The 23,122-nt window shown below is 68.0% G+C and carries 24 protein-coding genes and 1 riboswitch; of the genes, 11 read left to right on the top strand and 13 right to left on the bottom strand.

What is annotated here, in order from left to right; translation table 11 throughout:
• Positions 1 to 51: 51 nt before the first annotated feature.
• The 5 genes from mreC to ACMUOO_RS10025 all read right to left on the bottom strand — a co-directional run bounded on the left by mreC (position 52) and on the right by ACMUOO_RS10025 (position 6,645).
• Complete coding sequence (gene mreC / locus ACMUOO_RS10045; protein ID WP_301917226.1) at positions 52 to 996, bottom strand: rod shape-determining protein MreC; 945 nt, start codon at positions 994 to 996, stop codon at positions 52 to 54.
• 59 nt (positions 997 to 1,055) lie between these two features.
• Positions 1,056 to 2,093, bottom strand: a complete 1,038-nt coding sequence (locus ACMUOO_RS10040) for a rod shape-determining protein (protein WP_301917225.1) — start codon at positions 2,091 to 2,093, stop codon at positions 1,056 to 1,058.
• Positions 2,094 to 2,277: 184 nt separating this feature from the next.
• Complete coding sequence (locus ACMUOO_RS10035; RefSeq protein WP_301917224.1) at positions 2,278 to 3,834, bottom strand: 2-isopropylmalate synthase; 1,557 nt, start codon at positions 3,832 to 3,834, stop codon at positions 2,278 to 2,280.
• 215 nt (positions 3,835 to 4,049) lie between these two features.
• The gene (locus ACMUOO_RS10030; RefSeq protein WP_301917223.1) at positions 4,050 to 5,027 is read right to left on the bottom strand and encodes a hypothetical protein; all 978 of its coding nucleotides are present in this window, start codon (positions 5,025 to 5,027) and stop codon (positions 4,050 to 4,052) included.
• A gap of 100 nt (positions 5,028 to 5,127) precedes the next feature.
• Positions 5,128 to 6,645 (bottom strand): MORN repeat-containing protein, encoded by a 1,518-nt coding sequence (locus tag ACMUOO_RS10025; RefSeq protein WP_301917222.1) that lies wholly within the window; start codon positions 6,643 to 6,645, stop codon positions 5,128 to 5,130.
• Between the two features lie 210 nt (positions 6,646 to 6,855).
• On the opposite strand from ACMUOO_RS10025, the gene ACMUOO_RS10020 reads away from it, so the two are divergent.
• From ACMUOO_RS10020 to wrbA, 5 genes are all read left to right on the top strand, one after another.
• Positions 6,856 to 8,517 carry an NAD+ synthase gene (locus ACMUOO_RS10020; RefSeq protein ID WP_413855102.1) on the top strand — a complete coding sequence of 554 codons (1,662 nt, stop codon included), beginning with the start codon at positions 6,856 to 6,858 and terminating at the stop codon, positions 8,515 to 8,517.
• Between the two features lie 92 nt (positions 8,518 to 8,609).
• Positions 8,610 to 9,563 (top strand): endonuclease/exonuclease/phosphatase family protein, encoded by a 954-nt coding sequence (locus ACMUOO_RS10015; RefSeq protein WP_301918385.1) that lies wholly within the window; start codon positions 8,610 to 8,612, stop codon positions 9,561 to 9,563.
• Between the two features lie 36 nt (positions 9,564 to 9,599).
• Complete coding sequence (locus tag ACMUOO_RS10010) at positions 9,600 to 9,848, top strand: hypothetical protein (RefSeq protein WP_367891195.1); 249 nt, start codon at positions 9,600 to 9,602, stop codon at positions 9,846 to 9,848.
• 3 nt (positions 9,849 to 9,851) lie between these two features.
• Entirely contained in the window at positions 9,852 to 10,073 is a 222-nt protein-coding gene (locus tag ACMUOO_RS10005; protein WP_367891196.1) for a DUF1801 domain-containing protein, read from the top strand.
• Between the two features lie 57 nt (positions 10,074 to 10,130).
• The gene (gene wrbA, locus ACMUOO_RS10000; protein WP_301918386.1) at positions 10,131 to 10,724 is read left to right on the top strand and encodes an NAD(P)H:quinone oxidoreductase; all 594 of its coding nucleotides are present in this window, start codon (positions 10,131 to 10,133) and stop codon (positions 10,722 to 10,724) included.
• Positions 10,725 to 10,739: 15 nt separating this feature from the next.
• On the opposite strand, the gene ACMUOO_RS09995 is transcribed toward wrbA, so the two are convergent.
• The 5 genes from ACMUOO_RS09995 to ACMUOO_RS09975 form a co-directional block, all read right to left on the bottom strand.
• Positions 10,740 to 11,684, bottom strand: coding sequence for a 1-phosphofructokinase family hexose kinase (locus ACMUOO_RS09995; protein ID WP_301918387.1), 945 nt, complete (start codon positions 11,682 to 11,684; stop codon positions 10,740 to 10,742).
• Between the two features lie 58 nt (positions 11,685 to 11,742).
• Positions 11,743 to 12,672: an MBL fold metallo-hydrolase gene (locus ACMUOO_RS09990; RefSeq protein ID WP_301918388.1), complete on the bottom strand. Its 930-nt coding sequence runs from the start codon at positions 12,670 to 12,672 to the stop codon at positions 11,743 to 11,745.
• Positions 12,673 to 12,754: 82 nt separating this feature from the next.
• Complete coding sequence (locus ACMUOO_RS09985) at positions 12,755 to 13,471, bottom strand: LrgB family protein (protein ID WP_301918389.1); 717 nt, start codon at positions 13,469 to 13,471, stop codon at positions 12,755 to 12,757.
• Positions 13,464 to 13,817 (bottom strand): CidA/LrgA family protein, encoded by a 354-nt coding sequence (locus tag ACMUOO_RS09980; RefSeq protein ID WP_301918390.1) that lies wholly within the window; start codon positions 13,815 to 13,817, stop codon positions 13,464 to 13,466. The genes ACMUOO_RS09985 and ACMUOO_RS09980 overlap by 8 nt, the downstream gene beginning before the upstream one ends.
• 169 nt (positions 13,818 to 13,986) lie before the next feature.
• Positions 13,987 to 14,394, bottom strand: coding sequence for a metallopeptidase family protein (locus ACMUOO_RS09975; protein WP_301918391.1), 408 nt, complete (start codon positions 14,392 to 14,394; stop codon positions 13,987 to 13,989).
• 96 nt (positions 14,395 to 14,490) lie between these two features.
• Between ACMUOO_RS09975 and gltX the strand changes: the two genes are divergently transcribed.
• A complete protein-coding gene (gene gltX, locus ACMUOO_RS09970; RefSeq protein WP_301918392.1) occupies positions 14,491 to 15,813 on the top strand; it encodes a glutamate--tRNA ligase in 1,323 nt (440 codons plus the stop codon).
• 57 nt (positions 15,814 to 15,870) lie between these two features.
• On the opposite strand, the gene ACMUOO_RS09965 is transcribed toward gltX, so the two are convergent.
• The gene (locus ACMUOO_RS09965) at positions 15,871 to 16,437 is read right to left on the bottom strand and encodes a gamma-glutamylcyclotransferase family protein (RefSeq protein WP_301918393.1); all 567 of its coding nucleotides are present in this window, start codon (positions 16,435 to 16,437) and stop codon (positions 15,871 to 15,873) included.
• 118 nt (positions 16,438 to 16,555) lie between these two features.
• Positions 16,556 to 16,656: riboswitch (glycine riboswitch) on the top strand.
• 152 nt (positions 16,657 to 16,808) lie between these two features.
• Between ACMUOO_RS09965 and gcvT the strand changes: the two genes are divergently transcribed.
• The 4 genes from gcvT to gcvP are packed head-to-tail and all read left to right on the top strand — an operon-like array spanning position 16,809 to position 21,651.
• Complete coding sequence (gene gcvT / locus ACMUOO_RS09960) at positions 16,809 to 17,933, top strand: glycine cleavage system aminomethyltransferase GcvT (protein WP_301918394.1); 1,125 nt, start codon at positions 16,809 to 16,811, stop codon at positions 17,931 to 17,933.
• Positions 17,934 to 17,952: 19 nt separating this feature from the next.
• Positions 17,953 to 18,312: a glycine cleavage system protein GcvH gene (gene gcvH, locus ACMUOO_RS09955; protein ID WP_301918395.1), complete on the top strand. Its 360-nt coding sequence runs from the start codon at positions 17,953 to 17,955 to the stop codon at positions 18,310 to 18,312.
• Between the two features lie 4 nt (positions 18,313 to 18,316).
• A complete protein-coding gene (locus tag ACMUOO_RS09950; protein ID WP_301918463.1) occupies positions 18,317 to 18,784 on the top strand; it encodes an SRPBCC domain-containing protein in 468 nt (155 codons plus the stop codon).
• Between the two features lie 17 nt (positions 18,785 to 18,801).
• Positions 18,802 to 21,651, top strand: a complete 2,850-nt coding sequence (gcvP, locus tag ACMUOO_RS09945; RefSeq protein ID WP_301918396.1) for an aminomethyl-transferring glycine dehydrogenase — start codon at positions 18,802 to 18,804, stop codon at positions 21,649 to 21,651.
• Positions 21,652 to 21,843: 192 nt separating this feature from the next.
• Here gcvP and ACMUOO_RS09940 read toward each other — a convergent pair whose 3' ends face one another.
• Together ACMUOO_RS09940 and ACMUOO_RS09935 are read right to left on the bottom strand one after the other, a co-directional pair.
• A complete protein-coding gene (locus ACMUOO_RS09940) occupies positions 21,844 to 22,377 on the bottom strand; it encodes an SRPBCC family protein (protein ID WP_301918397.1) in 534 nt (177 codons plus the stop codon).
• On the bottom strand, positions 22,374 to 22,739 hold the full coding sequence (locus tag ACMUOO_RS09935) for an ArsR/SmtB family transcription factor (RefSeq protein WP_301918398.1): 366 nt from the start codon (positions 22,737 to 22,739) through the stop codon (positions 22,374 to 22,376). The genes ACMUOO_RS09940 and ACMUOO_RS09935 overlap by 4 nt, the downstream gene beginning before the upstream one ends.
• Before the next feature lie 180 nt (positions 22,740 to 22,919).
• Between ACMUOO_RS09935 and ACMUOO_RS09930 the strand changes: the two genes are divergently transcribed.
• Positions 22,920 to 23,122, top strand: a 203-nt coding sequence (locus ACMUOO_RS09930) for a hypothetical protein (protein WP_413855096.1), incomplete at its 3' end; no start/stop codon positions are given.

Genomic DNA, 23,122 nt, shown 5'->3' with positions numbered 1-23,122 from the left:
GCCACCCCCGCGAAGAGGAGCCTGTAGGCCAACCGGTGGGCCGTGACCGGATCAACCATCGCCGGCCTCCGCCCCGGGTACGGGGGCCTCCGACGGCACTGCCTCGGGCGCCGCGGTGGGCGGCAACAGGGGCTGCACTGGCGGCGGGATGAGACCGCCCGCCTCGCTGATCTGTTCTGCCGGGTGGCTTCTGAGGACCCTGAGGAAGCTCAGGCGCTCGTAATCCGCGGCCAGCCGGACGCGCAGACGCCGGTCCGGCCCGAGTTCCACCTGGCCGACGAGAAGTCCGGCGGGAAAGACGCCGCCGTCGCCCGAGGAAATCACCCGGTCGCCAGGACGCACCTGCTCGGGTGCCTCTATGAACTCGACGGGCGGGGCGGGGCTGTTGTCGCCGACAAGCATCGCCCTCTGGCCCGAAGGCTGGATCGTCACCGGGATGCGGCTGGAGGCATCGGTGAGAAGGATCACACGGCTCGTGGTCTGGCCGACGCCCGAGATGCGACCGACAAGGCCAAGCCCGTCCATCGTCGCCCAGCCATCGACTATGCCGTCGCGGGCGCCGACGTTCAGGAGTACCGACTGGCGGAAGGGCGATCCGGAATCGGCCATCACGACGCCCGAGACGGAGGTGAGCTTGGGGTCGAGCCGCACCTGGTTCTGCGCCAGAAGCTTGGCATTCTGCTGTTCGAGCTGGACCGCCGCTTCCTTCCAGGACTTCATCTGCTGCAGTTCGCGGCGGAGTTCCTGGTTCTGCTCGTAGATGCGGGCGTAGGACTGGAAGCCCTCCACCATGCCGACGAGCTTCGTCACCGGGGCCATGGCCCAGTCCATGTTCGGCACGACCTTGTCGATGAAGGCGGCACGGACCCGTTCGATACGGGGGCTGTCGATGCGCCAGGCCAGGAAGATCGCGGCCAGCACAAAGAAGAGCACCGCAATCAGGATGCGGCGCACCGGCCCCTTGAAATCGGCATCGGCGTTGCGGTCTCTCGCCACAGGCGGCCTCGCGGTCGGCGCCGCGCCCCCGAGGGGCCCTGTGACGGGCCCCGGGAGGCTCAGCTGTCGTAGTCTATTACATGGCGGAGCTGTTTTTCATACTCCAGCGCCTTGCCGGTGCCGAGGGCGACGCAGTTCAGCGACTGGTCGGCGATGGAGATCGAAAGCCCCGTCTGCTCGCGCAGCGCGAGATCCAGTTCGCCCAGGAGCGCGCCGCCGCCCGTCAGCATCACGCCGCGGTCCACGATGTCGGCGGCAAGGTCCGGCGGCGTCGTCTCGAGCGCGGTCATCACCGCCTCGCAGATCTGCTGGACCGGTTCGGCGAGCGCCTCGGCGACCTGCGCCTGGTTGATCTCGATCTCCTTCGGCACGCCGTTCAGAAGGTCGCGGCCACGGATGGACATGGAGGCACCGCGCCCGTCGTCGGGCATCCGCGCGGTGCCGATCGAGGTCTTGATGCGCTCGGCCGTGGATTCGCCGACGAGCAGGTTCTGCTGGCGGCGAAGGTAGTTGACGATGGCCTCGTCCATCCGGTCGCCGCCGACGCGGACCGAGCGGGCATAGACGATGTCGCCGAGGCTCAGCACCGCCACCTCGGTTGTGCCGCCGCCGATGTCGACGACCATGCTTCCCGTCGGATCGGTGATCGGCATGCCGGCGCCGATGGCCGCTGCGATGGGCTCGGCGATCAGTCCCGCGCGCCGCGCGCCGGCCGAAAGGACCGACTGGCGGATCGCCCGCTTCTCGACCGGGGTCGCGCCGTGGGGCACGCAGACGATGATCTTCGGCTTCGAGAAGGTCGCCCGCTTGGCCACCTTCCGGATGAAGTGCTTGATCATCTCCTCGGCGGTGTCGAAGTCGGCGATGACCCCTTCGCGCATCGGCCGGATCGCTTCGATCGAGCCGGGGGTGCGGCCGAGCATCAGCTTGGCATCCTCGCCCACGGCGAGCACCTGCTTCTTGCCGTCCTTGACGTGGTAGGCGACGACCGAGGGTTCGTTCAGCACGATCCCCTTGCCCCGGACATATACGAGCGTGTTCGCCGTCCCGAGGTCGATCGCCATGTCCGACGAAAATAGCCCGCCCCAGCCTGCCATGATGTGTTCCCGTTTCCCCAAAGAGATTTGGGCCGGCGACTCGCCCGTCGCAGGCCGGGGCTCCTTATAGGCTTTGCGGGCAGGGGGCGGAAGGGGGCGCCGGGGGCGCCCCTGCGGGTTTCCGCCACAGGGGAAGAATCGAACAATTCGGGCGGGCCGGAGTGCCCTCGGCCCGCCGAACCTGTCAGGAAACCGACTTCAGCTCCTCCTCCGGCTTCGTCTTCTCGCGCCGCACGACGAGATTGTTCAGCGCGTTGACGTAGGCCTTGGCGCTGGCGACGACCGTATCGGTGTCGGAGGACTGGCCGGTGACGATCTTGCCGCCCTCCTCGAGTCGCACCGAGACGGTGGCCTGCGCGTCGGTCCCTTCGGTCACCGCATGGACCTGGTAGAGCGCGAGCCGGGCGCTATGGGGGAAGAGCTTCTTCACCGCGTTGAAGGTGGCGTCGACCGGGCCGTCGCCCTGCGCCGTCACCTGATGGTCCACGCCGTTGATCGTCAGGATCAGGTCGGCCGACTGCGGCGCCTCCGTGCCGCAGATCACGCGCAGGAACTTCACCTGCATCTGACCTTCGGCAGAGGTCGAATCGGTCATCAGCGCGAGGAGGTCGTCGTCGTAGACCTCCTTCTTGCGGTCGGCGAGCGCCTTGAACCGCACGAAGACGTCGTTGAGCTGGTTGTCGGCAAGCTCGTAGCCAAGCTGGCGCAGCTTGTCGCGCAGCGCCGCGCGTCCCGAGTGCTTGCCCATGACGAGGTTGGAGGCCGAAAGCCCCACGTCCTCGGGGCGCATGATCTCGAAGGTCTGGGCGTTCTTCAGCATCCCGTCCTGGTGGATGCCGCTTTCGTGGGCGAAGGCGTTCTTGCCGACGATGGCCTTGTTGTACTGCACCGGGAAGCCCGAGACGGCGGCGACCCGTCGCGAGATGTTCATGATCTTCGTGGTATCGACGCCGGTGGTATAGGGCATGATGTCGTGGCGCACCTTCAGCGCCATCACCACCTCTTCCAGCGCGGTGTTGCCGGCGCGTTCGCCGAGGCCGTTGATGGTGCATTCGATCTGCCGTGCGCCAGCCTCGACCGCGGCGAGCGCGTTCGCCGTCGCCATGCCGAGGTCGTTGTGGCAGTGCGTGGCGAAGACGATCTCGTCCGCGCCCGGAACCCGTTCGACGAGCATCCGGATCAGGTCGGCGGATTCGCGGGGCGCGGTGTATCCCACGGTGTCGGGAATGTTGATCGTGGTGGCGCCGGCCTTGATGGCGATCTCCACCACCCGGCAGAGATAGTCGTGTTCGGTCCGCGTCGCGTCCATCGGCGACCACTGGACGTTGTCGCAGAGGTTGCGGGCGTGGCTCACGGTCTCGTGGATCCGCTCGGCCATCTCGTCCATCGTCAGGTTCGGGATCGCGCGGTGGAGCGGCGAGGTACCGATGAAGGTGTGGATTCGCGGCCGCTTCGCGTGGCGCACTGCTTCCCAGCAGCGGTCGATGTCCTTTTTCTGGGCGCGCGCGAGGCCGCAAATCACGGCGTTCTTCGTCTGCCGGGCGATGTCGCTCACGGCCTCGAAGTCGCCTTCCGAGGCGATGGGGAAGCCCGCCTCGATGATGTCCACGCCCATCTCGTCGAGAAGCTCGGCGATCTCCAGCTTCTCGTCATGGGTCATCGTGGCGCCGGGCGATTGTTCGCCGTCGCGCAGCGTGGTGTCGAAGATCAGCACGCGGTTTCCGGGTCTCTGGTCGGTCATCGATTCATCTCTCTTTTTTTCCTTAGCTTGCCTGGCGCGGCGGTCACCTCTGAGCGGTCGCGCCGGAAGGCACGCTCAGAGGCGGCTAAGGAGGAGAAGGAGGCCACGAAGCGACGCCGCGCGAAGGGCGCGGTGGGTCTCGGCGATATGCAGGCTCCGTGTCATGGCGCGCGACTATAGGGGGGCGGCGCGAAAAGGAAAGATGGAAAAACGCCTCAATCGGAAGCGAGGTCGGCCTCGGCCGCAAGGCCGGCGCGCAGGCCGCGGCGCTGGCGCCCGATCTTCCAGTGCGGCCGCTCGGCCATGAGCCGGTCGGCGGCGCGGAGCGCGAGCCGGTGGTGTCCTCGGTCGCCGGCGCGCGCGAGGAGCGCCTCGACATAGGAAGGCGAGGCGAAACGCGCCCGCATCATCCGGTGGAAGGCCGGAATGTCGAGCGTGCCTTCCAGCGCGGCGTGGGCAAGCGGCTTCAGTTGCCCCATGCGCAGAAGCGCCGGCGGAAGCTTGTGGCCGAGGTGCGGCATCCTGAGCGGGATGGTGTTCGGCCCGGCGAGGCGCGCGGCATGGGCGGCATCCTCCGCTTGATGCGGGTCGAAGGCGAGGTAGAGCCGGCCCGCCGCGCCCGCCGCCTCGGCGGCGTCGGCATAGCCGCCGGTCCAGGGGAGGGTGCGACGGGCATATCTGTAGCGCGTCTCAAAGGGGGCGTGGACAGGGTCGAGCGTCGACTGCGGCGCGAAGGCGAGGATCGTCGCGCCGGGATAGTGCCCGGCGAAGGTCAGTGCCCCAAACCCGCCCATCGAGGAGCCGAACGCCGAGACCGCCCCGAAGCCGGCGAAGAAGCGCTCGGCAGCGAGCGCCTCCATGGCCTCGATCAGGGCCGCGTGGCGGAACCAGTCCTTGCGCTTGATCATGACGCCGAGCACGTCCCAGCCCTGCGCGGCAAGGAACTCGTGCCCCCAGGGCGCGCGGGTCTCGGTTTCCCGGGCCGAGGCAAGGTTGTCGTAGGTCACGACCAGACGGCGGGCGTCGCGGGGCGCGGGGCCCGGCGCGGGCAGGAAGGCGAGGAGATGGGCGGGCAGGTCGCGCGCAAAGCCTCCCGTTGCGGCGGCGCGGGCGCGGACGGTGTCGAAGGCAGCTTCCTCCACGACGTTTCCCGGTTCGACGCTGTGCCGCGCCGGCGTGGTGTCCGTCGTCATCTGCGGGCTTGCCCTTGAGGCCGGCCCTTCCGCCCCTGGGCGAGCCCGGGCCGAGGCTTTCCGGCTGTGATGGACCCTGGGCGGGCCCGGGTCGGCGCGGTCAATTGTCGGCGGGCGCGGTCGCGCCGTCCGCCGGCGGTGCGGTGCCATCCACGGGGGCCGCCGGTTCCGTCCCGGCCGGCGCGCCTTCGGCCGTGGCCGGTTTCTCCTCGGTCAGCGCACCCTCGGTCCAGACGCCGGCGGCGGTCTGGCCTGTAGCGTAGCGCATGACGCCCTCGCCCTGCCGCTTGCCGGCCTTGAACATGCCTTCGTAGACGTCGCCATTGGCGTAGGTCGCGATACCCGTCCCGTCGATCTCCCCCGCCGTCCAGCCTCCGACATAGCGGAATCCGTCCGGCATCACGATCTCGCCCTGGCCGTCGCGCTGCCCGGCGACGAACTCGCCGGTATAGACCGAGCCGTCGGCATAGCGGGCGACGCCCTTGCCTTCGCGGCTGCCGTCCTTCCAGTCGCCCTCGTAGGTGTAGCCGTCGGGATAGGTCATCTTGCCCGCGCCGTCGTTCTTGCCGCCCTTGAAGGCGCCTTCGTAGACCAGCCCGTTGGCATAGACCGCCTTCCCCATGCCCTCGATGACCCCGTCCTTCCAATCGCCCTCGTAGGTCGAGCCGTCGGCATAGGTGATCTTGCCCTTGCCGTTGGCGAGGTCGTTCAGGAACTGACCTTCATAGACCGAGCCGTCGGGATAGGTGACCTTGCCCGCTCCCTCGATCCGGCCCTCCGCCCAGTCGCCATCGTAGATGTAGCCGTCTGTGCCGCGGAAGATGCCCTTGCCCTGGCGCTGGTCCGCGACGAAGGCGCCCTCGTAGATGTCGCCGTTGGAGTAGGTGACCTTGCCCTTGCCCTCGCGCTTGCCCATCACGAAGCCGCCTTCGTAGATGTCGCGGTTGGGCTGGGTCAGCTTGCCTTGGCCGCTCATCTGCCCGTCGGTCCAGCCGCCCTCGTAGGTCAGCCCGTCGGCGAGCGTCAGCTTGCCCTGTCCGGCGCGCTGGCCGCGCAGGATGTCGCCCTCATAGACCGCGCCGTCCGGGTAGGTGATCTTTCCCTTGCCCTCCTTGACGCCCATCACCCAGTCGCCGTCGTAGGTGTAGCCGCCGGGGCTTTCCATCCGGCCCTTGCCGTGATGCAGCGCCTTGGTGAAGCCGCCGGTGTAGGTCGTGCCGTTGGCGTAGTGCGCGGTGCCCCGGCCCTCGATTTCGCCGGCGACCCAGTCGCCTTCGTAGGTGCCGCCGTCGGAAAAGGTGATCTTGCCCTTGCCCTGCGGCTTGCCGTTCACGAAGGCGCCTTCGTAGACCGAGCCGTTCGGGTAGCGTGCCGTGCCCTGGCCGAGGATCTCGCCCTCCACCCAGTCGCCGCTGTACTCGTAGCCGTTGGGCAGCCGGTAGGTGCCGCGCCCGTGCTGCTTGCCGTCCTTGAAGGTGCCCTCGTAGATGCCGCCGTCGTCGTATTCCTTGGTGACGACCTCCTGCGCGGCGACGTGACCGGCGGGAAGGACGGTCACGACCCCGGCCGTGATCGCCAGCGCGGCAAGTCCCGCCGCCGTGAGACCCTGTCTGCCCATCCGCTCCATCCTCGCTTCCTTGTCGCCGACCCGTGACTCGCACCCGCCGCGGCACGGGTCCGAACCCTAATTCCGCGCCCCCTCGGTGACAAGCCACAGGCGGCCTGACGACGGTGCGTTGCGCGAACCGATGCCCCGCCGGGCGCCTTGGACGCTTTCCCTCGGGCGCAGGTCTGGTAAGACAGGGGCGCTCGAGAGACGGAGACGCGCATGGCCGGTACATTCCGCCTGACCCTCGCACAGTTGAACCCCACCGTCGGGGACATTGCCGGCAACGCGGCGAAGGCGCGCGCCGCCTGGGCCGAGGGCAAGGCCGCCGGTGCGGCCATGGTCGCACTGCCCGAGATGTACATCACCGGCTACCAGACGCAGGACCTGGTGATGAAGCCTGGCTTCGCGGCGGAGGCGGAGGAATGGATCGCCAGGCTTGCCGAGGACTGTGCAGACGGCCCCGCACTGGGCCTCGGCGGGCCCTGGCGTGACAAGCAGGGGGCCCTCTACAACGCCTGGTTCGTGCTTCAGGGCGGAAATGTCCACGCCCGGGTATTGAAGCATCATCTGCCCAACGACACGGTCTTCGACGAGGAGCGGCTGTTTGAAAGCGCCCCCGTCAGTGGCCCCTATGCCGTGAACGGGGTCAGGATCGGAACGCCGATCTGCGAGGACGCCTGGTTCGACGACGTGACCGAGACCCTGGCGGAGACTGGGGCCGAGATTCTCCTTGTCCCGAACGGGTCGCCATATTATCGCAACAAGTACGACCGGCGCGTGAACCTCATGGTGTCCCGCGTCATCGAGACCCGGCTGCCGCTCGTCTACCTCAACATGGTCGGCGGTCAGGACGACCAGGTCTTCGACGGTGCGAGCTTTGTCCTCAACCCCGGCGCCGACCTCGCGCTGCAGATGCCGGCCTTCGACGAATGTATCCGTCACGTGGACTTCGAGCGCGGCGAGCACGGCTGGCGCGCGGTGCGCACCGAACTCGTGCCGCTGCCGGACGAATGGGAACAGGACTACCGCGCGATGGTCGAGAGCCTGCGCGACTACTGCGGCAAGTCGGGGTTCGGCAAGGTGCTGCTCGGGCTTTCCGGCGGGGTCGATTCCGCGCTCGTCACCGTGATCGCCGCCGACGCGCTCGGGCCTGACAACGTGCGCTGCGTCATGCTGCCGTCGGAATTCACCTCCGTCCATTCGCTGGAGGACGCCAAGGCGGTGGCGCAGGCACTCGGCTGCCGGCTCGACACCGTCTCGATCGAGGGCGCGCGGGACGCCGTCGAGGGCGCCCTTGCCCATCTCTTCAAGGGAACGAAACCGGGGGTTGCCGAGGAAAACATCCAGTCCCGCCTGCGCGGCCTGATGCTGATGGCGATCTCCAACAAGTTCGGCGAGATGCTGCTGACCACCGGCAACAAGTCCGAGGTCGCGGTGGGCTATGCGACGATCTACGGCGACATGGCGGGCGGCTACAACCCCTTGAAGGACCTCTACAAGACCCGCGTTTTCGAGACCTGCCGCTGGCGCAACGCGAACCACCGTCCCTGGATGAAGGGTCCGGCGGGCGAGGTGATCCCCGACCGCGTCATCGACAAGGCGCCCTCGGCCGAACTGCGCGCCAACCAGAAGGACGAGGACAGCCTGCCGCCCTATCGGGTGCTCGACGCCATCCTCGAACGGCTGATCGAGGGCGACCAGTCGGTGGCCGAGGTCGTCGCGGCGGGCTTCGATCGGGCGGTCGTTAAGAAGGTGGAACACCTCGTCTACATCAGCGAATACAAGCGCTTCCAGTCCGCGCCCGGGACCCGGCTGACGAAGAAGGCCTTCTGGCTCGACCGCCGCTACCCGATCGTCAACCGCTGGCGGGACAAGAGCTGAATGGCCGTTTCCGGCCTGCGTGGTCGCCCGTTGCCATGTCATGCCGCCGTTTCGCGGCTAGGATAGCCTCCTGCCATCAACGGGGGTGAGCCATGCTGACACGCATTCTTCCGGGCCTTCTCGCGGGGGTCCTTGCAGCCGTTCCTGCGGCGGCTGAGACGACGCTCAGGATCATGAGCTTCAACGTCTGGGGTGGGGGCGGCAACGAGGGCAAGGGGATAGAGGAGACGGTGGCCGTGCTGAAGGCTGCCAATGCAGACATCATCGGCATGCAGGAGACGCGGCTCGAGCCGGAGGACTGTACCGCCGAAAACTGCGCGGCGGTGGGCGAGTCGGTGGCGAAGGCCATCGCCGAGGCGCTCGGCTATCATTTCTACGACCAGACCCAGGCAAACCCCGCGCTCTGGGCCAATGCGATCCTGTCGCGCTATCCGATCGGGCCGGCAAGCGAACATGACCTCGGCGTGCCGATCGACGTGAACGGGGCCACGGTCTGGGCATTCAACATCCATCACGATGACGAGCCCTATCAACCCTACCAGCTTCTCGGGATCGAGTACGGGCCGGCGCCCTTCATCAAGACCGAGGCCGAGGCCCAGGAATGGGCAAACCGGACGCGGGGGCCGGCGATGGACCTGCTCTTCGCCGACATGGCGGCGGCCGAGGGTGCGGCGGCCGTCCTTGTCTTCGGCGATTTCAACGAACCTTCGGGACTCGACTGGACCGAGGCTGCCGTCGCGGCCGGTCAGCATCCCGTCAAGGTCGCGTGGCCGACGACCGGGCGGCTTCAGTCCGCCGGCTTCGTCGACACCTACCGTGCGGCCCATCCGGACCCGGTGGCGAAGCCGGCCTACACCTGGACTCCGCAGGGTGACGAGACCGACCCGGAGGACCATCATGACCGCATCGACTTCGCCTTCGCGAAGGCGGCGGCGCTCGAGGTCGTGAACGCCTGGATCGTCGGCGAGACGGGGCAGCGGACCGACCTTGCGGTCGATCCCTGGCCTTCGGATCACCGCGCGACTCTCGCCGAGATATCGTTCTGACTGGACGCGAGAGGGGCGTGGCGGCAGTATATCCGCATGGCCGGCAAGACCGCGCCAACCGCCGTTCCGGTCACGGACTTCATCGCCTCGCTGGAGGATGAACGCCGGCGGGGCGAAGCAGGGCGGCTTGACGCCATCTTCCGCGAGGCGACCGGCTTTGGCCCCGTGATGTGGGGGCCGACGATGATCGGCCATGGCCGCTATCATTATCGCTATGCCAGCGGGCGCGAGGGGGAGGCCCTCGCCACCGGCTTCTCGCCCCGCAAGGCCGCGATCAGCATCTAGATCATGCCCGGCTACGCCGATTTCGGCCAGATCCTGCAGGACCCCGGCAAACACCGCCGTGGCAAGGCATGTCTCTATTTCAACCGGCTCGACGACGTGGACGCGGGCGCTCTGAGACGGCTGATCCGCGCGGGTCCCGAGGACCTTGCGCGGCACTGGCCGGTGCGGCCCAGCCGAGAGGCGGTTCTGTGCCCTGGGGCACAGGTCCTATTCGCCGGTGCATGAAACGGTTTCTGCGTTGCAGCGTTATGTTTGGAGCGTACGTTTCCAATGGAGGGACCGATGTCCAGACCCAAGATCGCCGTCATCTTCTATTCCACCTACGGCACCAACCATGCCGTCGCCGAAGCTGCCGCCAGGGCCGCCGAGGCGGCGGGCGCCGAAGTGCGCCTGCGCCGCGTCCCCGAGACCGCGCCCGAAGCCGTTGTGAACGGCCAGGACGCCTGGAAGGCGCAGGCTGACAGGACCGCCGGCATCCCGGTTGCCACCGCCGAGGACATGGAATGGGCCGATGGCTACTTCATCTCCGCCCCCACGCGCTTCGGCGTCTCGGCAAGCCAGCTCCGGGCCTTCATCGACACGCTGGGCGGCGTCTGGTCGAAGGGCGGGCTTGCCAACAAGACCATCACCGCGACGACGAGCGCGCAGAACGCCCACGGCGGGCAGGAGGCGACGATCCTGTCGCTTTACACCACCGCGATGCACTGGGGCGCGATCATCGTGGCGCCGGGCTATACCGACCAGTCGATCTTCGAGGCGGGCGGCAACCCCTACGGCTATTCCGCCAAGGCCGGTGACTTCGACGAGAAGGGCCACGCGGCCGTGGCGCATCAGGCAAGGCGTCTCGTCGAGTTCACGAAGAAGATCGCCGCCTGAAACGGGGGCAAACGCTCAGACCGGGCCGACCTGACAGGCGGCGACCAGCCGGCGAACGTCCGAGGCGCGGGCAAGCTCCGTCGCCTCGGTCATTACCGCCGCGCTCGCCGCCGCCATCCCCTCCTGAAGCCCTCGGGACAGTGTTCGCCCGCGTGCCAGGGCGAGCGTGAAGGCGGCGAGGAAGCTGTCGCCAGCGCCGACCTTGCTTCTCACCGGCACGTCGGCGGCCTTCGCGAACCAGCGCGCATCTCGCGTGGCCATCACCGATCCGTCGGCCCCCCGCGCGATGACCACGACCTCGGCCGCGCCGCCGCGGACCAGGGCCTCGGCGAAGTCCGCCGTGTCGCCCCGGGTCTTCAGCCGGCTGCCGGCGAGCGCCGCCGCCTCGTGCTCGTCCATCCTGAGGACGAAGGCAGGCTGCTGCGAAGCCGCCGCGTGCGCAAGCGCCGCCCCGGAAGTATCGAGGACGAGCCGCCCGCCATGCCGCGCCAGCCGGGCGGCGAGAGTCGCGGGCAGGTCGTGACCAAGCCCGGGCGGCAGGCTGCCCGACAGAACCACCAGCGCGCCCGCCCCCGCCTCCCTGACGACGGCCCGGGTTGCGGCCTCTCCCCTTATCTTCGTCCAGTGCGGGCCGGGCATGACGAACCGGTATTGGCCGCCCGTTGCACGGTCGCTGACGGAGAGGCTCTCGCGCGTTTCGCCGGGGCCGGGGAAAGGGACGAAGTCGATCCCCTCCCGCTCCAGCAGGCCGGAGAGCCGCACCCCGGTCGCGCCGCCAAGGGCCACGAAGGCGCGCGCCTGCCCGCCAAGCCGCTGGATCATCCGCGACACGTTGATGCCGCCCCCGCCCGGGTCGGCGCGGGGCTCGTCGCAGCGCAGCTTGGGCCCCGGGCGGACGGCCTCCGCCGAGGTGGCGAGATCGAGCGCAGGGTTCAGCGTGACGGTCAGGATCGGGGTCATCTCGGGCCTCCCGACCGTCAGCCTGCGGGCGAATCAACACCTCCGCAAGGGCTGCGAGCTAGCCGAGCATGAACTGGTAGGACGAGGGCACATAGCGGAAGCCGTCGCCCTCGGCCGCGACGAATCCCGTCGCGGGAAACGGCATGTGGTAGCCGACAAAGGGGATGCGGTCGGCCGCGATCATGCCGAAGATCTTGCGCCGGGCCGCTGCGGCTGCGGGCTTGTCGGCGTCGAACTTGACGTCCCAGTCGGGGCGGGCGAGCGACCAGACGGGATGGTTTGCGGTATCGGCGGCGATCACCAGCGCCTTGCCGCCGTCTTCCACCATGAAGGCCATGTGGCCCGGCGTGTGGCCGAAGGCCGAAACGGCGGTTATTCCAGGGCCGACCGTCCCGCCATCGTCAAGCATCGTGGTCTTGTCCGCGAAGGGCCGCACGTTCTTGTCGAACAGCTCGTTCTCCGCGCCGGACCAGTGGTTGTGCTCGACGGCGCCGGCCACATAGACCGCATTGGGGAAGGTCGGCGCGCCATCGGTTGCCATGCCGCCGATGTGGTCGGGGTGCATGTGGGTCAGTACCACCGTGTCCACATCGCCGGGCGCGTATCCTGCCGCCGACATCGCCGCGGTGATCCCGGCGGCGTCAGTGCCCGTATCGAAGAGGATCAGCACCTCGCCGGTATTGACCAGAGTCGGGGTGAAGAAGAACTGCGCCATGTCGGTCGGCAGGAAGGCGGCCGCCGAGGCGGCGGCGAACTCCTCCTCGGAGGCGTTCAGGCCGAAGATACTATGGGGGTTCTCGACCGCCCGGGTCGCGGCCAGAAGCGTCGTCACCTCGAAGGCGCCGAGCATGAAGCGGCTGAACTGCGGTATCGCAGCGCCCTGCTGCGCGGCCCTTGCAAGGGCCGGTGCAGGTCTTGCCATGACGAGGGGCGCGCAGGCTCCGGCGAGAAGGGCGTGGCGGCGGGTCAATCCGATAGGCTGGGTCATCGCGTCTCTCCCTGTTGATAAGCAGTTAACACTACGTTCGGCCCACCGGTGTGGTGCTTCACGATCCCGTGTCCCGGCGCCTTCAGAGAAACAGCGCCAGAACGAGCGGCGCGATGAAGGCAGTGGCGACGGCGTTCAATGCCATGCCGAGTCCGGCGAAGGCGCCAGCGGTCGGATTGACCTGGAAGGCCCGCGCGGTGCCGATGCCGTGGCTCGCCACGCCGACGGCAAGCCCGCGCGCGCGCCAGTCGCGGATGCGAAGGGCGTTGAGGAGCGGCGTTGCCACCACCGCGCCGGCGATGCCGGTCAGGATCACCAGCACGGCGGTCAGGGTCGGCGCCCCGCCGATGCGTTCGGCGATGCCGATCGCCACCGGCGCGGTCGCGGACTTGGGCGCGAGCGAGGCGAGGGCCTCTCCCCGAACGCCGAGCCCCCAGGCGATGGCGACGGCGGATGCTGCGGCGGTCGCCGACCCGGCGAGGAGCCCGGCCGCGACCGGCAGGGCCGCGCGCCGGAGGCGCCCGAGGTTGTCGAAAAGCGGCAGGGCAAGCGAGACCGTCGCGGGGCCGAGAAGGAAGTGGACGAACTGCGCGCCCTCGAAATAGGTCCCGTAGGATGTGCCGGTCACCCAGAGGATCATGGCGAGTATGGCTACCGCCACGAGCACGGTGTTGACATAGGGCTTGCGTCCCGAGGCCCGGAAACAGGCATCGCCCGCCGCATAGGCGAGAAGCGTCAGTGCGAGCCAGAGGAGCGGCCCTTCCGAAAGGTAGCTCCAGAACGCCGTGAGGTCAGTCATCCCCGGCCCCCGTGAGACGCGCGACGAGGACAAAGGCACCCGCGCCAGCCGCGATGGCGAGGACGGTGGACACGACGAGCGCGACGAGCAGGGCGACGGCCTGCGTGCCAAGCGTGGAGATGTGGCCGACGACACCGACGCCTGCGGGAACGAAGAGCAAGGAGAGGTTGGCGAGAATGCCCTCGGCCGTGGGTCGGGCGAGGGCGGCGAAGCGGGGCAGCGCGACGAGAATGCCAAGCATCAGCAGCATCCCGATCACCGGGCCGGGCACCGCGAGCCCGAGGAGCCGGGCCGCCGCCTCGCCGGCAAGCTGGCAGGCGAGGAGGACGAGAAGGGTATGGATCATCGGCCGTTCTCCGCAAGGATGGCCGCAAGCTTAGGCGGAGGGGCGGCCGTCGCCAACGGCATCGTGCGGGGGCCCGCCCCCGCGTTGCCGTCCGGGCGTGCCGGACCCCCGGGTTGCGGCCCGGGCGTTCGGCGGGGAAGCCGTCCAGTGGACGAATTGCGATCCCGCCTCACTCCCACCAGCGGTCGATCTCGGCGATTTCCTCGTCGGACCAGCCGAAGTGATGTGCAAGCTCGTGGATCATCACGTGGGCGACGAGCTGGCCGAGCGTGACGTCGCCCCGTTCGGCCCACTCGTCGAGGATCGGCCGGCGGAAGAGCCAGATCGTGTCGGGCCGGTCCACCACATCCATCACCGATTTTTCGGTCGTCGGGATGCCGTCATAAAGGCCTGTCAGTTCAAACGGGTCCTCGACGTTCATGTCGTCGAGGATGTCCTCGGGCGGGAAATCCTCCACACGGATCACGACGCCACGCGCGGGCACGGCAAAGCGTTCGGGCAGGTCTGCCACCGTCGCCCGCGCCATCGCCTCGATCGTCTCCAGATCCGGCGCCGTGCGCCCAAGCCAGTCATTCATGCCGGTCTCCTTGCCGAGCCCCTCATATGGACAAAACGAGCAGCCTGTGAAAGAGGAAGACGCCCGAGGAGGCCCGATCCCCGTGAAAGGCTGGCCATGACCGTCACCCGCTTCGCTCCTTCGCCCACCGGCTACATCCACGTGGGCAATCTGCGTACCGCACTGATGAACTACCTGATCGCCCGCAAGACGGGGGGCACGTTCGTCCTGCGCCTCGACGATACCGACCAGGAACGCTCGAAGCAGGAATATATCGACGGGATCAAGCAGGACCTCGACTGGCTCGGCCTTCATTGGGACCGGATCGAGCAACAGTCCCTCAGGCTCGACCGCTATGCCGCGGTTGCAGACGAACTCAGGACCTCCGGCCAACTCTACGAGGTCTTCGAGACGCCGGTCGAGCTCGACCTCAAGCGCAAGAAGCTGCTGAACATGGGCAAGCCTCCGGTCTATGACCGCGCGGGGCTGGCGCTGTCCGAGGCTGAGAAGGACCAACTCCGTGCCGAGCGGGAGGGCTACTGGCGCTTCCGGCTTGACCAGGCGCGGACGGAGTGGGTGGACGGGATACTGGGGCCGGTCTCCATCGACACCGCGTCGGTTTCCGACCCGGTGCTGATCCGCGCCGACGGGCAGGTGCTCTACACCTTCGCCTCCTCCGTCGACGACGTGGACATGGGCATCACCCATATCGTCCGCGGCGCCGACCACGTCACCAACACCGCGACGCAGATCCAGATCATGCAGGCGATGGGCGGCACGCCGCCTGCCTTCGCGCATCATTCGCTTCTGACGGGGCCGCATGGCGAGGGACTTTCCAAGCGTCTCGGAACCCTTTCCTTGCGCGACCTGCGCGCCCAGGGCGTGGCGAAGGAAGCGCTCCTGAGCCTGATGGCGCGGCTCGGCTCCTCGCAGCCGGTGGACCTGAAGATGTCGCTGGACGAGATCGCGGCCGGGTTCGATCTGTCGCAGTTCGGCGCGGCACCGACGAAATTCGACGCCGAGGACCTCTGGCCGCTGACACGCCAGCGCAACCAGGCGCTGCCCTTCGCCGTGGTGAAGGACCGGATCCTCGCACTCGGCGTGCCGGAGGAGATGGCGGAACGGTTCTGGCGCGTCGCCTCGCAGAACATCACCACGCTCGCCGATCTCGACCACTGGTGGCGACTCGCCCGCGACGGGGCGGAGCCGGCGATCGCGCCGGAGGATGCCGAGTTCGTCGCGCAGGCGATGGCGCTTCTGCCGGCGCCACCGTATTCGGATACGACCTGGGCCGACTGGACTGCAGCGGTCAAGGAGAAGACGGGCCGCAAGGGCAAGGCGCTCTTCATGCCGCTCCGCCTCGCCGTCACCGGCGAGGCGACGGGGCCCGACATGGGCGAGTTGATGCCGCTTCTGCAGAAGGTGCGCGCCCGGGGCTGAGCGCGGGCGGGGGGCTCGTTCGCCCGCGCGCCAGCGAGTATTTCGGTCGCGGTGAAATCAAGGGCGGAGCCGTGCGAGTCCGAGGGCATCTGCATGGCTGTCGGCCAGTGCGCGTTCCGCCGCGCTGGCACGTTTGGCGCGCGGATAAAGCGGCCGGGCGCGGTCGTCCAGAAGCGCCGTCCAGCCCGCCGTGCTGGCGAAGAAGCGCGCGACGCCCGCTTCGCCGAATTCGGACAGGAACCCCTGCACCACCGTGTCGAGATAGCTGAGCAGGATCGGGCCCGAGGGGGCGGATGCAACCTTCGCCTCGTCCACCGCATAGATTTCCACCCGCCCGGCCCAGGCCGGCGCGGGCACGAGACGCCCGGGGTCGATGGCATGGCGACGGTAGGCAGCCTCGCGTGCATCGAGTGCGGCCCAGTCGCCCGAGGGGACGGCGGCGACGAGGCCGTCGATCTCCGCCGCCGCCGGTTCCACGGAGAGGAACGGATGGGGCCTGAGCGTCGTGTGCCGCCAGATGCGCCGCCAGCCGGCGAGACGGGCAGGCATCGCTTGCGCGTAGGCATGGGTCGCCCGGTTCACCAGCGAGCCGTAGCCGAAGAAAGCGGGATGAGGATCGGTCATGGCGGAATATGGCCGGGACGCGCCGTGCCGCGCAAGGGGACGGTTGCGTGCCCCAGGTCCGGCCGTATTCCATTGCATACCCTCTTGCCGAGCGAGGTCCTTCCGGGCTACCAAAACGGCGTCAGGATCGGGAGAATCCGGCGGTGGGAAGCCCCATGCGCCGGTGCCGAAGGAGCAACCGCCCCGGTAAACTCTCAGGCGCCAGGACCATCCTGACGACGGAACTCTGGAGAGACCCCGGACCTGATCCGGGGCGCCGAAGGGATAACGATCTCAGGCGGACGGACAGAGGGGGCATCGGATCGGGCGGGACCTCCGCCCTCGCGCGATGCCGTGCCGGCGGACCGGCCGGAAGGAAGGGGAGGGCGGCGATGGCTGACCTGCAACGGACGGTTCTTCATGGCCTGCACCTGAAGCACGGGGCCAGGATGGTGCCCTTCGCGGGCTACGACATGCCCGTGCAATATCCGATGGGCGTTCTGAAGGAACACCTGCACACGCGCGACGCGGCCGGGCTTTTCGACGTCAGTCACATGGGTCAGATCCTCCTGACCGCGAAATCCGGGCGGGTCGAGGATGCTGCGCGTGCGCTTGAACGTCTGGTGCCGGTCGATGTGCTGGGGCTGAAGGAGGGCCGGCAACGCTACGCGATGTTCACTAACGACGCCGGTGGCATCCTCGACGACCTGATGGTGGCGAACCGGGGCGATCACGTCTTCCTGGTCGTCAACGCCGCCTGCAAGGCCGCGGACCTCGCGCATCTTAAGGCCGGGCTGCCGGATTGCGACGTGGGGCTCGTGGAGGGCCGCGCGCTTCTGGCGCTGCAGGGACCGAAGGCGGAGGCGGCGCTGGCCCGGTTGGTGCCGGACGTCACGGACCTGAGCTTCATGGATGTGGCGATCCGCCAGTGGGACACCGCGGAGCTATGGATTTCCCGCTCCGGCTACACCGGCGAGGACGGGTTCGAGATTTCGGTGCCGGACCGCTTCGCCCTGTCGCTGGCCGAGCGCCTTCTGGCGATGGACGAGGTCGCGCCGATCGGTCTTGGCGCCCGGGACTCCCTCCGGCTCGAGGCGGGGATGTGCCTTTATGGCCACGACATCGACACGACGACGACGCCGGTCGAAGCTGGCCTCACCTGGGCGATCCAGAAGGTCCGCCGGACCGGTGGCGTGCGGGAAGGCGGGTTCCCGGGCTCCGGGCGCATCCTCAAGGAACTGGCCGAAGGGCCGGCGCGCCTCCGGGTGGGGCTGCTCCCCGAAGGCCGGGCACCGATGCGCGAGGGAACCGATATCTACGCCGGCAGCGACGGCGGCGCGCCTATCGGCCGCGTTACCTCGGGCGGTTTCGGCCCCTCGATCGAGGCGCCGATGGCGATGGCCTATCTTCCCGCGACCCTCGCGGAGGGCGACACCGTCTATGGCGACGTGCGCGGCAGGCGGCTGCCGGCGGTGATCGCGCCCATGCCCTTCCACCCCACCAGCTACAAGCGTTAACCAGCAGGGAATGACCGCAATGAAGTATACCGAAGATCACGAATGGCTCCGCCCCGAGGGCGATCTTGTCGTCGTCGGGATCACCAACCACGCATCCGAACAACTCGGCGACGTCGTCTTCGTCGAACTGCCCGATACCGGGAAGGCGGTCTCCGCCGGTGACGAGGTCTGCGTCATCGAGAGCGTCAAGGCGGCCTCGGACATCCGCGCGCCGCTCGACGGAGAGATCGTGGAGGTCAACCAGGAGATCGCGGACAACCCTGGGCTCGTCAACGAGGACCCAACCGGCAGGGCGTGGTTCTTCAAGATGAAGCTCTCCGATCCGTCGAATCTCGACGGCCTGATGGACGAGGCCGCCTACAAGGACCTGATCGGGTGACGTGATGGAGGCCGCGGGCCGCACCGACCGCGCCGAGCGTCTGATCGCCGCGCCTGCTGGGCGGGTGTTCGGGTGCTGGACGGACCCGGCGCTTCTGGTCCGCTGGCTCCCGCCCGAGGGGACGGAAGGCCGGACAGAGGCCTTCGATCCCCGGCCGGGCGGCGCCTTCAAGATCGTCCTGACCTATCTCGATCCGGAAGAACCCGGCAAGTCGGGCGGGGGAGAGGACGTGATCGCGGGCGCGTTCGTCGCCGTCGATCCGCCTTGCCACCTTGCCTTCGTCAGCCGTTTTTGCAGCGACGCCCCGAACCTTCAGGGAGAAATGCGCATGGACTGGCATTTCGACCCCGAACCCGAAGCGACGACGCGTGTGCGGATCGTCGCGTCGAACGTGCCGCCCGGCATCGCCCCGGAAGACCACGCCGCCGGCATGGCTTCCTCGCTTGCGCAGCTTGCCGCCCTCATCGAATGAACCGAAGGAACCTCCGGATGACGTTCACTCCCACCGACTACCGCCCATACGACTTTGCCAATCGCCGCCACATCGGGCCTTCGCCGGCCGAGATGCAGGAGATGTTCAAGGTGCTCGGGGTGAAGGACCTCGACGAGCTCATCGACCAGACGGTGCCGAAGATCCTGCGCCAGGAAAAGCCGCTCGACTTCGGCAAGCCCAAGTCGGAGCGGGAACTGCTGTGGTTCCTCAGGCAGGTGGCGAAGAAGAACAAGGTCTTCACCTCGATGATCGGGCAGGGGTTCTACGGCACCGTCACGCCCCCTGCGATCCAGCGCAACATCCTGGAAAACCCCGCCTGGTACACCGCCTACACGCCCTATCAGCCCGAGATTTCGCAGGGCCGGTTGGAGGCGCTCCTGAACTACCAGACGATGGTCTGCGACCTCACGGGGCTCGAGATCGCCAATGCCTCGCTTCTCGATGAGGCGACGGCGGCGGCGGAAGCCATGACCATGGCGCAGCGGGTGGCGAAATCGAAGGCCACGGCCTTCTTCGTGGACGAGAACTGCCATCCGCAGAACATCGAGGTGATGAAGGTGCGCGCGGCGCCACTTGGCATCGAGGTGATCGTCGGCGATCCGGCGAAGCTGAAGGCCGATGCCGTCTTCGGCGCGATCTTCCAGTATCCGGGCACATGCGGTCACCTGACCGACTTCACACCCCACATTGCCAAGCTGCACGCGGCGGGCGCCGTCGGCATCGTCATCGCGGACCCGCTTGCGCTGACGCTTCTGAAGGAACCGGGCGCGATGGGTGCCGACATCGCCGTGGGATCGACCCAGCGGTTCGGCGTGCCCATGGGCTATGGCGGGCCGTCGGCCGCCTACATGGCCTGCAAGGACGCGCACAAGCGGCAGATGCCCGGGCGCATCGTCGGCGTCTCCATCGACGCGCAGGGCGGCAAGGCCTACCGTCTGTCGCTCCAGACCCGCGAGCAGCACATCCGGCGCGAGAAGGCCACCTCGAACGTCTGCACCGCGCAGGCGCTCCTGGCCAACATGGCCTCGTTCTACGCCGTGTTCCACGGCCCCCTCGGACTCAAGGCGATTGCGCAGCGCATCCACCGGAAGGCGGTGCGGGTCGCGCGCGTTCTGGAGGGCGCGGGCTATGACGTCCAGCCGAAGGCCTTCTTCGACACGATCACGGTCGAGGTCGGCGCGCTTCAGCCGGTCATCCTGAAGGCCGCGCGGCGCGAAAGGATCAACCTGCGCAAGGTCGGCGCGACGAAGATCGGCATCTCGGTCGACGAGACGACGCGGAACGAGACGGTCGAACGGCTCTGGCGCGCATTCGGGATCGACCGCAAGGACGACGATTTCACGCCGGAGTACCGGGTGCCCGATCCGCTCCACCGTCAGTCGTCCTACCTCGAGCACCCCGTGTTCCACATGAACCGGGCCGAGACCGAAATGATGCGCTACATGCGCCGGCTCGCCGACCGCGACCTCGCGCTCGACCGGGCGATGATCCCGCTCGGGTCGTGCACGATGAAGCTGAACGCCGCGGCCGAAATGATGCCGATCACCTGGCCCGAGTTCGCGAACCTGCACCCCTTCGCTCCGGCCGATCAGGCAGAAGGTTACGCGGAACTTTTCCGCGATCTCTCGGCCAAGCTCTGCACCATCACCGGATATGACGCGATGAGCCTGCAGCCCAACTCCGGCGCGCAGGGGGAGTATGCGGGGCTTCTGACGATACAGGCCTATCACAAGGCCAGGGGCGAGGCGCATCGCCACATCTGCCTGATCCCGGTTTCGGCGCATGGCACCAACCCGGCCTCGGCGCAGATGGCGGGGATGACGGTCGTGGTGGTGAAATCGGCCGAGAATGGCGACATCGACGTGGCCGACTTCCGGGCCAAGGCGGAAGCTGCGGGCCGCAACCTCGCCGCCTGCATGATCACCTATCCCTCGACCCACGGCGTGTTCGAGGAAACGGTGCGCGAGGTTTGCGCGATCACCCACGAGCATGGCGGCCAGGTCTATATCGACGGGGCCAACATGAACGCCATGGTGGGACTGGTGCGTCCGGGCGACCTTGGCGGCGACGTGAGCCATCTCAACCTCCACAAGACCTTCTGCATCCCCCATGGCGGGGGCGGGCCGGGCATGGGGCCGATCGGCGTGAAGGTGCATCTCGCGCCGCATCTGCCGGGCCATCCGGCGACCGGTGGTCAGGAGGGCCCCGTGAGCGCGGCGCCCTGGGGTTCGGCCTCGATCCTGCCGATCTCCTGGGCCTATGTCCTCATGATGGGGGGCGCGGGCCTCACGCAGGCGACGAAGGTTGCGATCCTGAACGCGAACTACATCGCAAAGCGGCTGGAAGGGGCCTACGACGTGCTCTTCAAGGGAAAGGGCGGGCGCGTCGCGCATGAATGCATCCTCGACACGAGGCCCTTCGCCGACAGCGCCGGGATCACCGTGGATGACATCGCCAAGCGGTTGATCGACAACGGGTTCCACGCGCCTACGATGAGCTGGCCGGTGGCCGGAACGCTGATGGTGGAGCCGACGGAGTCGGAGACCAAGGCCGAGCTCGACCGCTTCGTCACCGCGATGCTCTCGATCCGCGAGGAAATCGCCGCCGTCGAAAGCGGAGAGATCGACCGCGAGAACAACCCCCTGAAGCACGCCCCCCATACCGTGAGCGCTCTGATCGGGACCTGGGACCGGCCCTACAGCCGCGAACAGGGCTGCTTCCCGCCGGCCTCATTCCGGGTGGACAAGTACTGGCCGCCGGTAGGCCGTGTCGACAACGTCTACGGCGACCGTCACCTCGTCTGCATCTGCCCGCCGGTCGAGAGCTATGCAGAGGCGGCGGAGTAGCGTCAGGCGCCCGCAGGGTTTGCGTCGTGCGGGCGTAGTTCTTCTGTAGCTCCGCGCGCGCGGGCATGGTCTTGGCCATGTTCGCGAAGGTGGAGTGGTCTGGGCTGAGCCCGGATCGACATCGAACGGAAACCACTATTTTCGGCCCCGCCGGCCTGTTCGCCCGGCGGGACTTTCGAACTGACGCTTTGCTCAGCCCGGAATGCGGGCCGCGTATTCGCCCTTGAGCTTTTGCCACATGTCCCAGAACGGCGCCGTCCTCGGGCCGCCGAGTTGCGCCTGAAGCACGTCGAGATGGGCGTGCCAGCCCGGTCCGACCATGAGGACCATGCCGCGATCCGGAATCTTGCGGTGGGTGAGCGTGAGGCGCACCTTGTCGCCCACGGGCGCAAGCGCGATCTCGACCTCGCTTGCCGTGCCGAAGGTGAAGGCGAGGCGGTGGGGCGGATCGACGTCGAGGATCCGGCTTGTCATGCTGTGTTCGGCGCCGAACCCTTCGGGACGGGTGCCGGAAGGTTTCGTCAACTCGTCATTGTGCCAGGTCATCTGGAACTCCGCCCCCCTGGTCAGCGGCATGTCCCCGGAGGCGAGCCATTTGCGGCGCTTCTCGCTTTCGGTCAGGTAGGACCACACCCGCTCGATCGGGCCGGGGAGCAGGCGTTCGATCTGGAGCGTGTCGGGGGCGGTGAGCCTGCCGTAGGCTTCAAGCGTTTCGGCGGGGGTCATTTCGAGTTTCCTTTCGGTTCGGGCGGTTTGGCGGCATCATCCTGCCGCAGGAGGTCTTCGAGGACGTCGAGGCGTTCGGTCCAGAAGCGCCGGTAGGTGTCGAGCCATTCATGCGCGGCGGCCAGCGCCTCGGGCTTGAGGTGGCAGACATGGGTGCGCCAGCGGATCTCGCGCCGGATGAGGCCGGCGGCTTCCAGCGCCTTGACGTGCTTCGAGGCGGCGGCAAGTGAGATCGCGTAGGGCTCGGCAAGATCGCTGACGGTGCGTTCGCCTTGCGCCAGGTCGCGGATCATGCCGCGCCGTGTCGGATCGCCGAGGGCGTGGAAGATGACGCTGAGCTGTGGTGATTCTGATTTAACCATAATGTTGAATGATAGCACTTGCGCTGTTTCAGTCAACTTATGTGTTGAATGATGGCCGGCGCGGTGCTGTGCGCTCCGCGCCGGGCGCTTTTCGCTGCCGGGAGAGTGATGTAAGGGAAGGATACCGCGCGCCGCCGGAGGGTCCGGGCGGGGCGAAGCTTCCAGCAGACGGGTGCCCGCTTGACCAACCTTCGCGAACTTAGGGCCATGCTCGATTGGCATCTGGGCAGCGCGCGCTGGTTGTTCATCCACATTCCGAAGAATGCCGGCGTCTCGATCCGCAAGGCGCCCGAACTTTCGGGACGCATCGTTTCGGCAGAGGCCTATTTCTACCGGAGCCGCGCCCAGGTGCGGGCGGTGCGTGCGGCAATGGCCGCGAAGGG

Source organism: Albidovulum sp., assembly GCF_041919395.1.
Taxonomy (GTDB): Bacteria; Pseudomonadota; Alphaproteobacteria; order Rhodobacterales; family Rhodobacteraceae; genus Albidovulum.
Note: the sequence above shows the minus strand (reverse complement) of the source record. Positions and strands in the feature narration are given on the sequence as shown.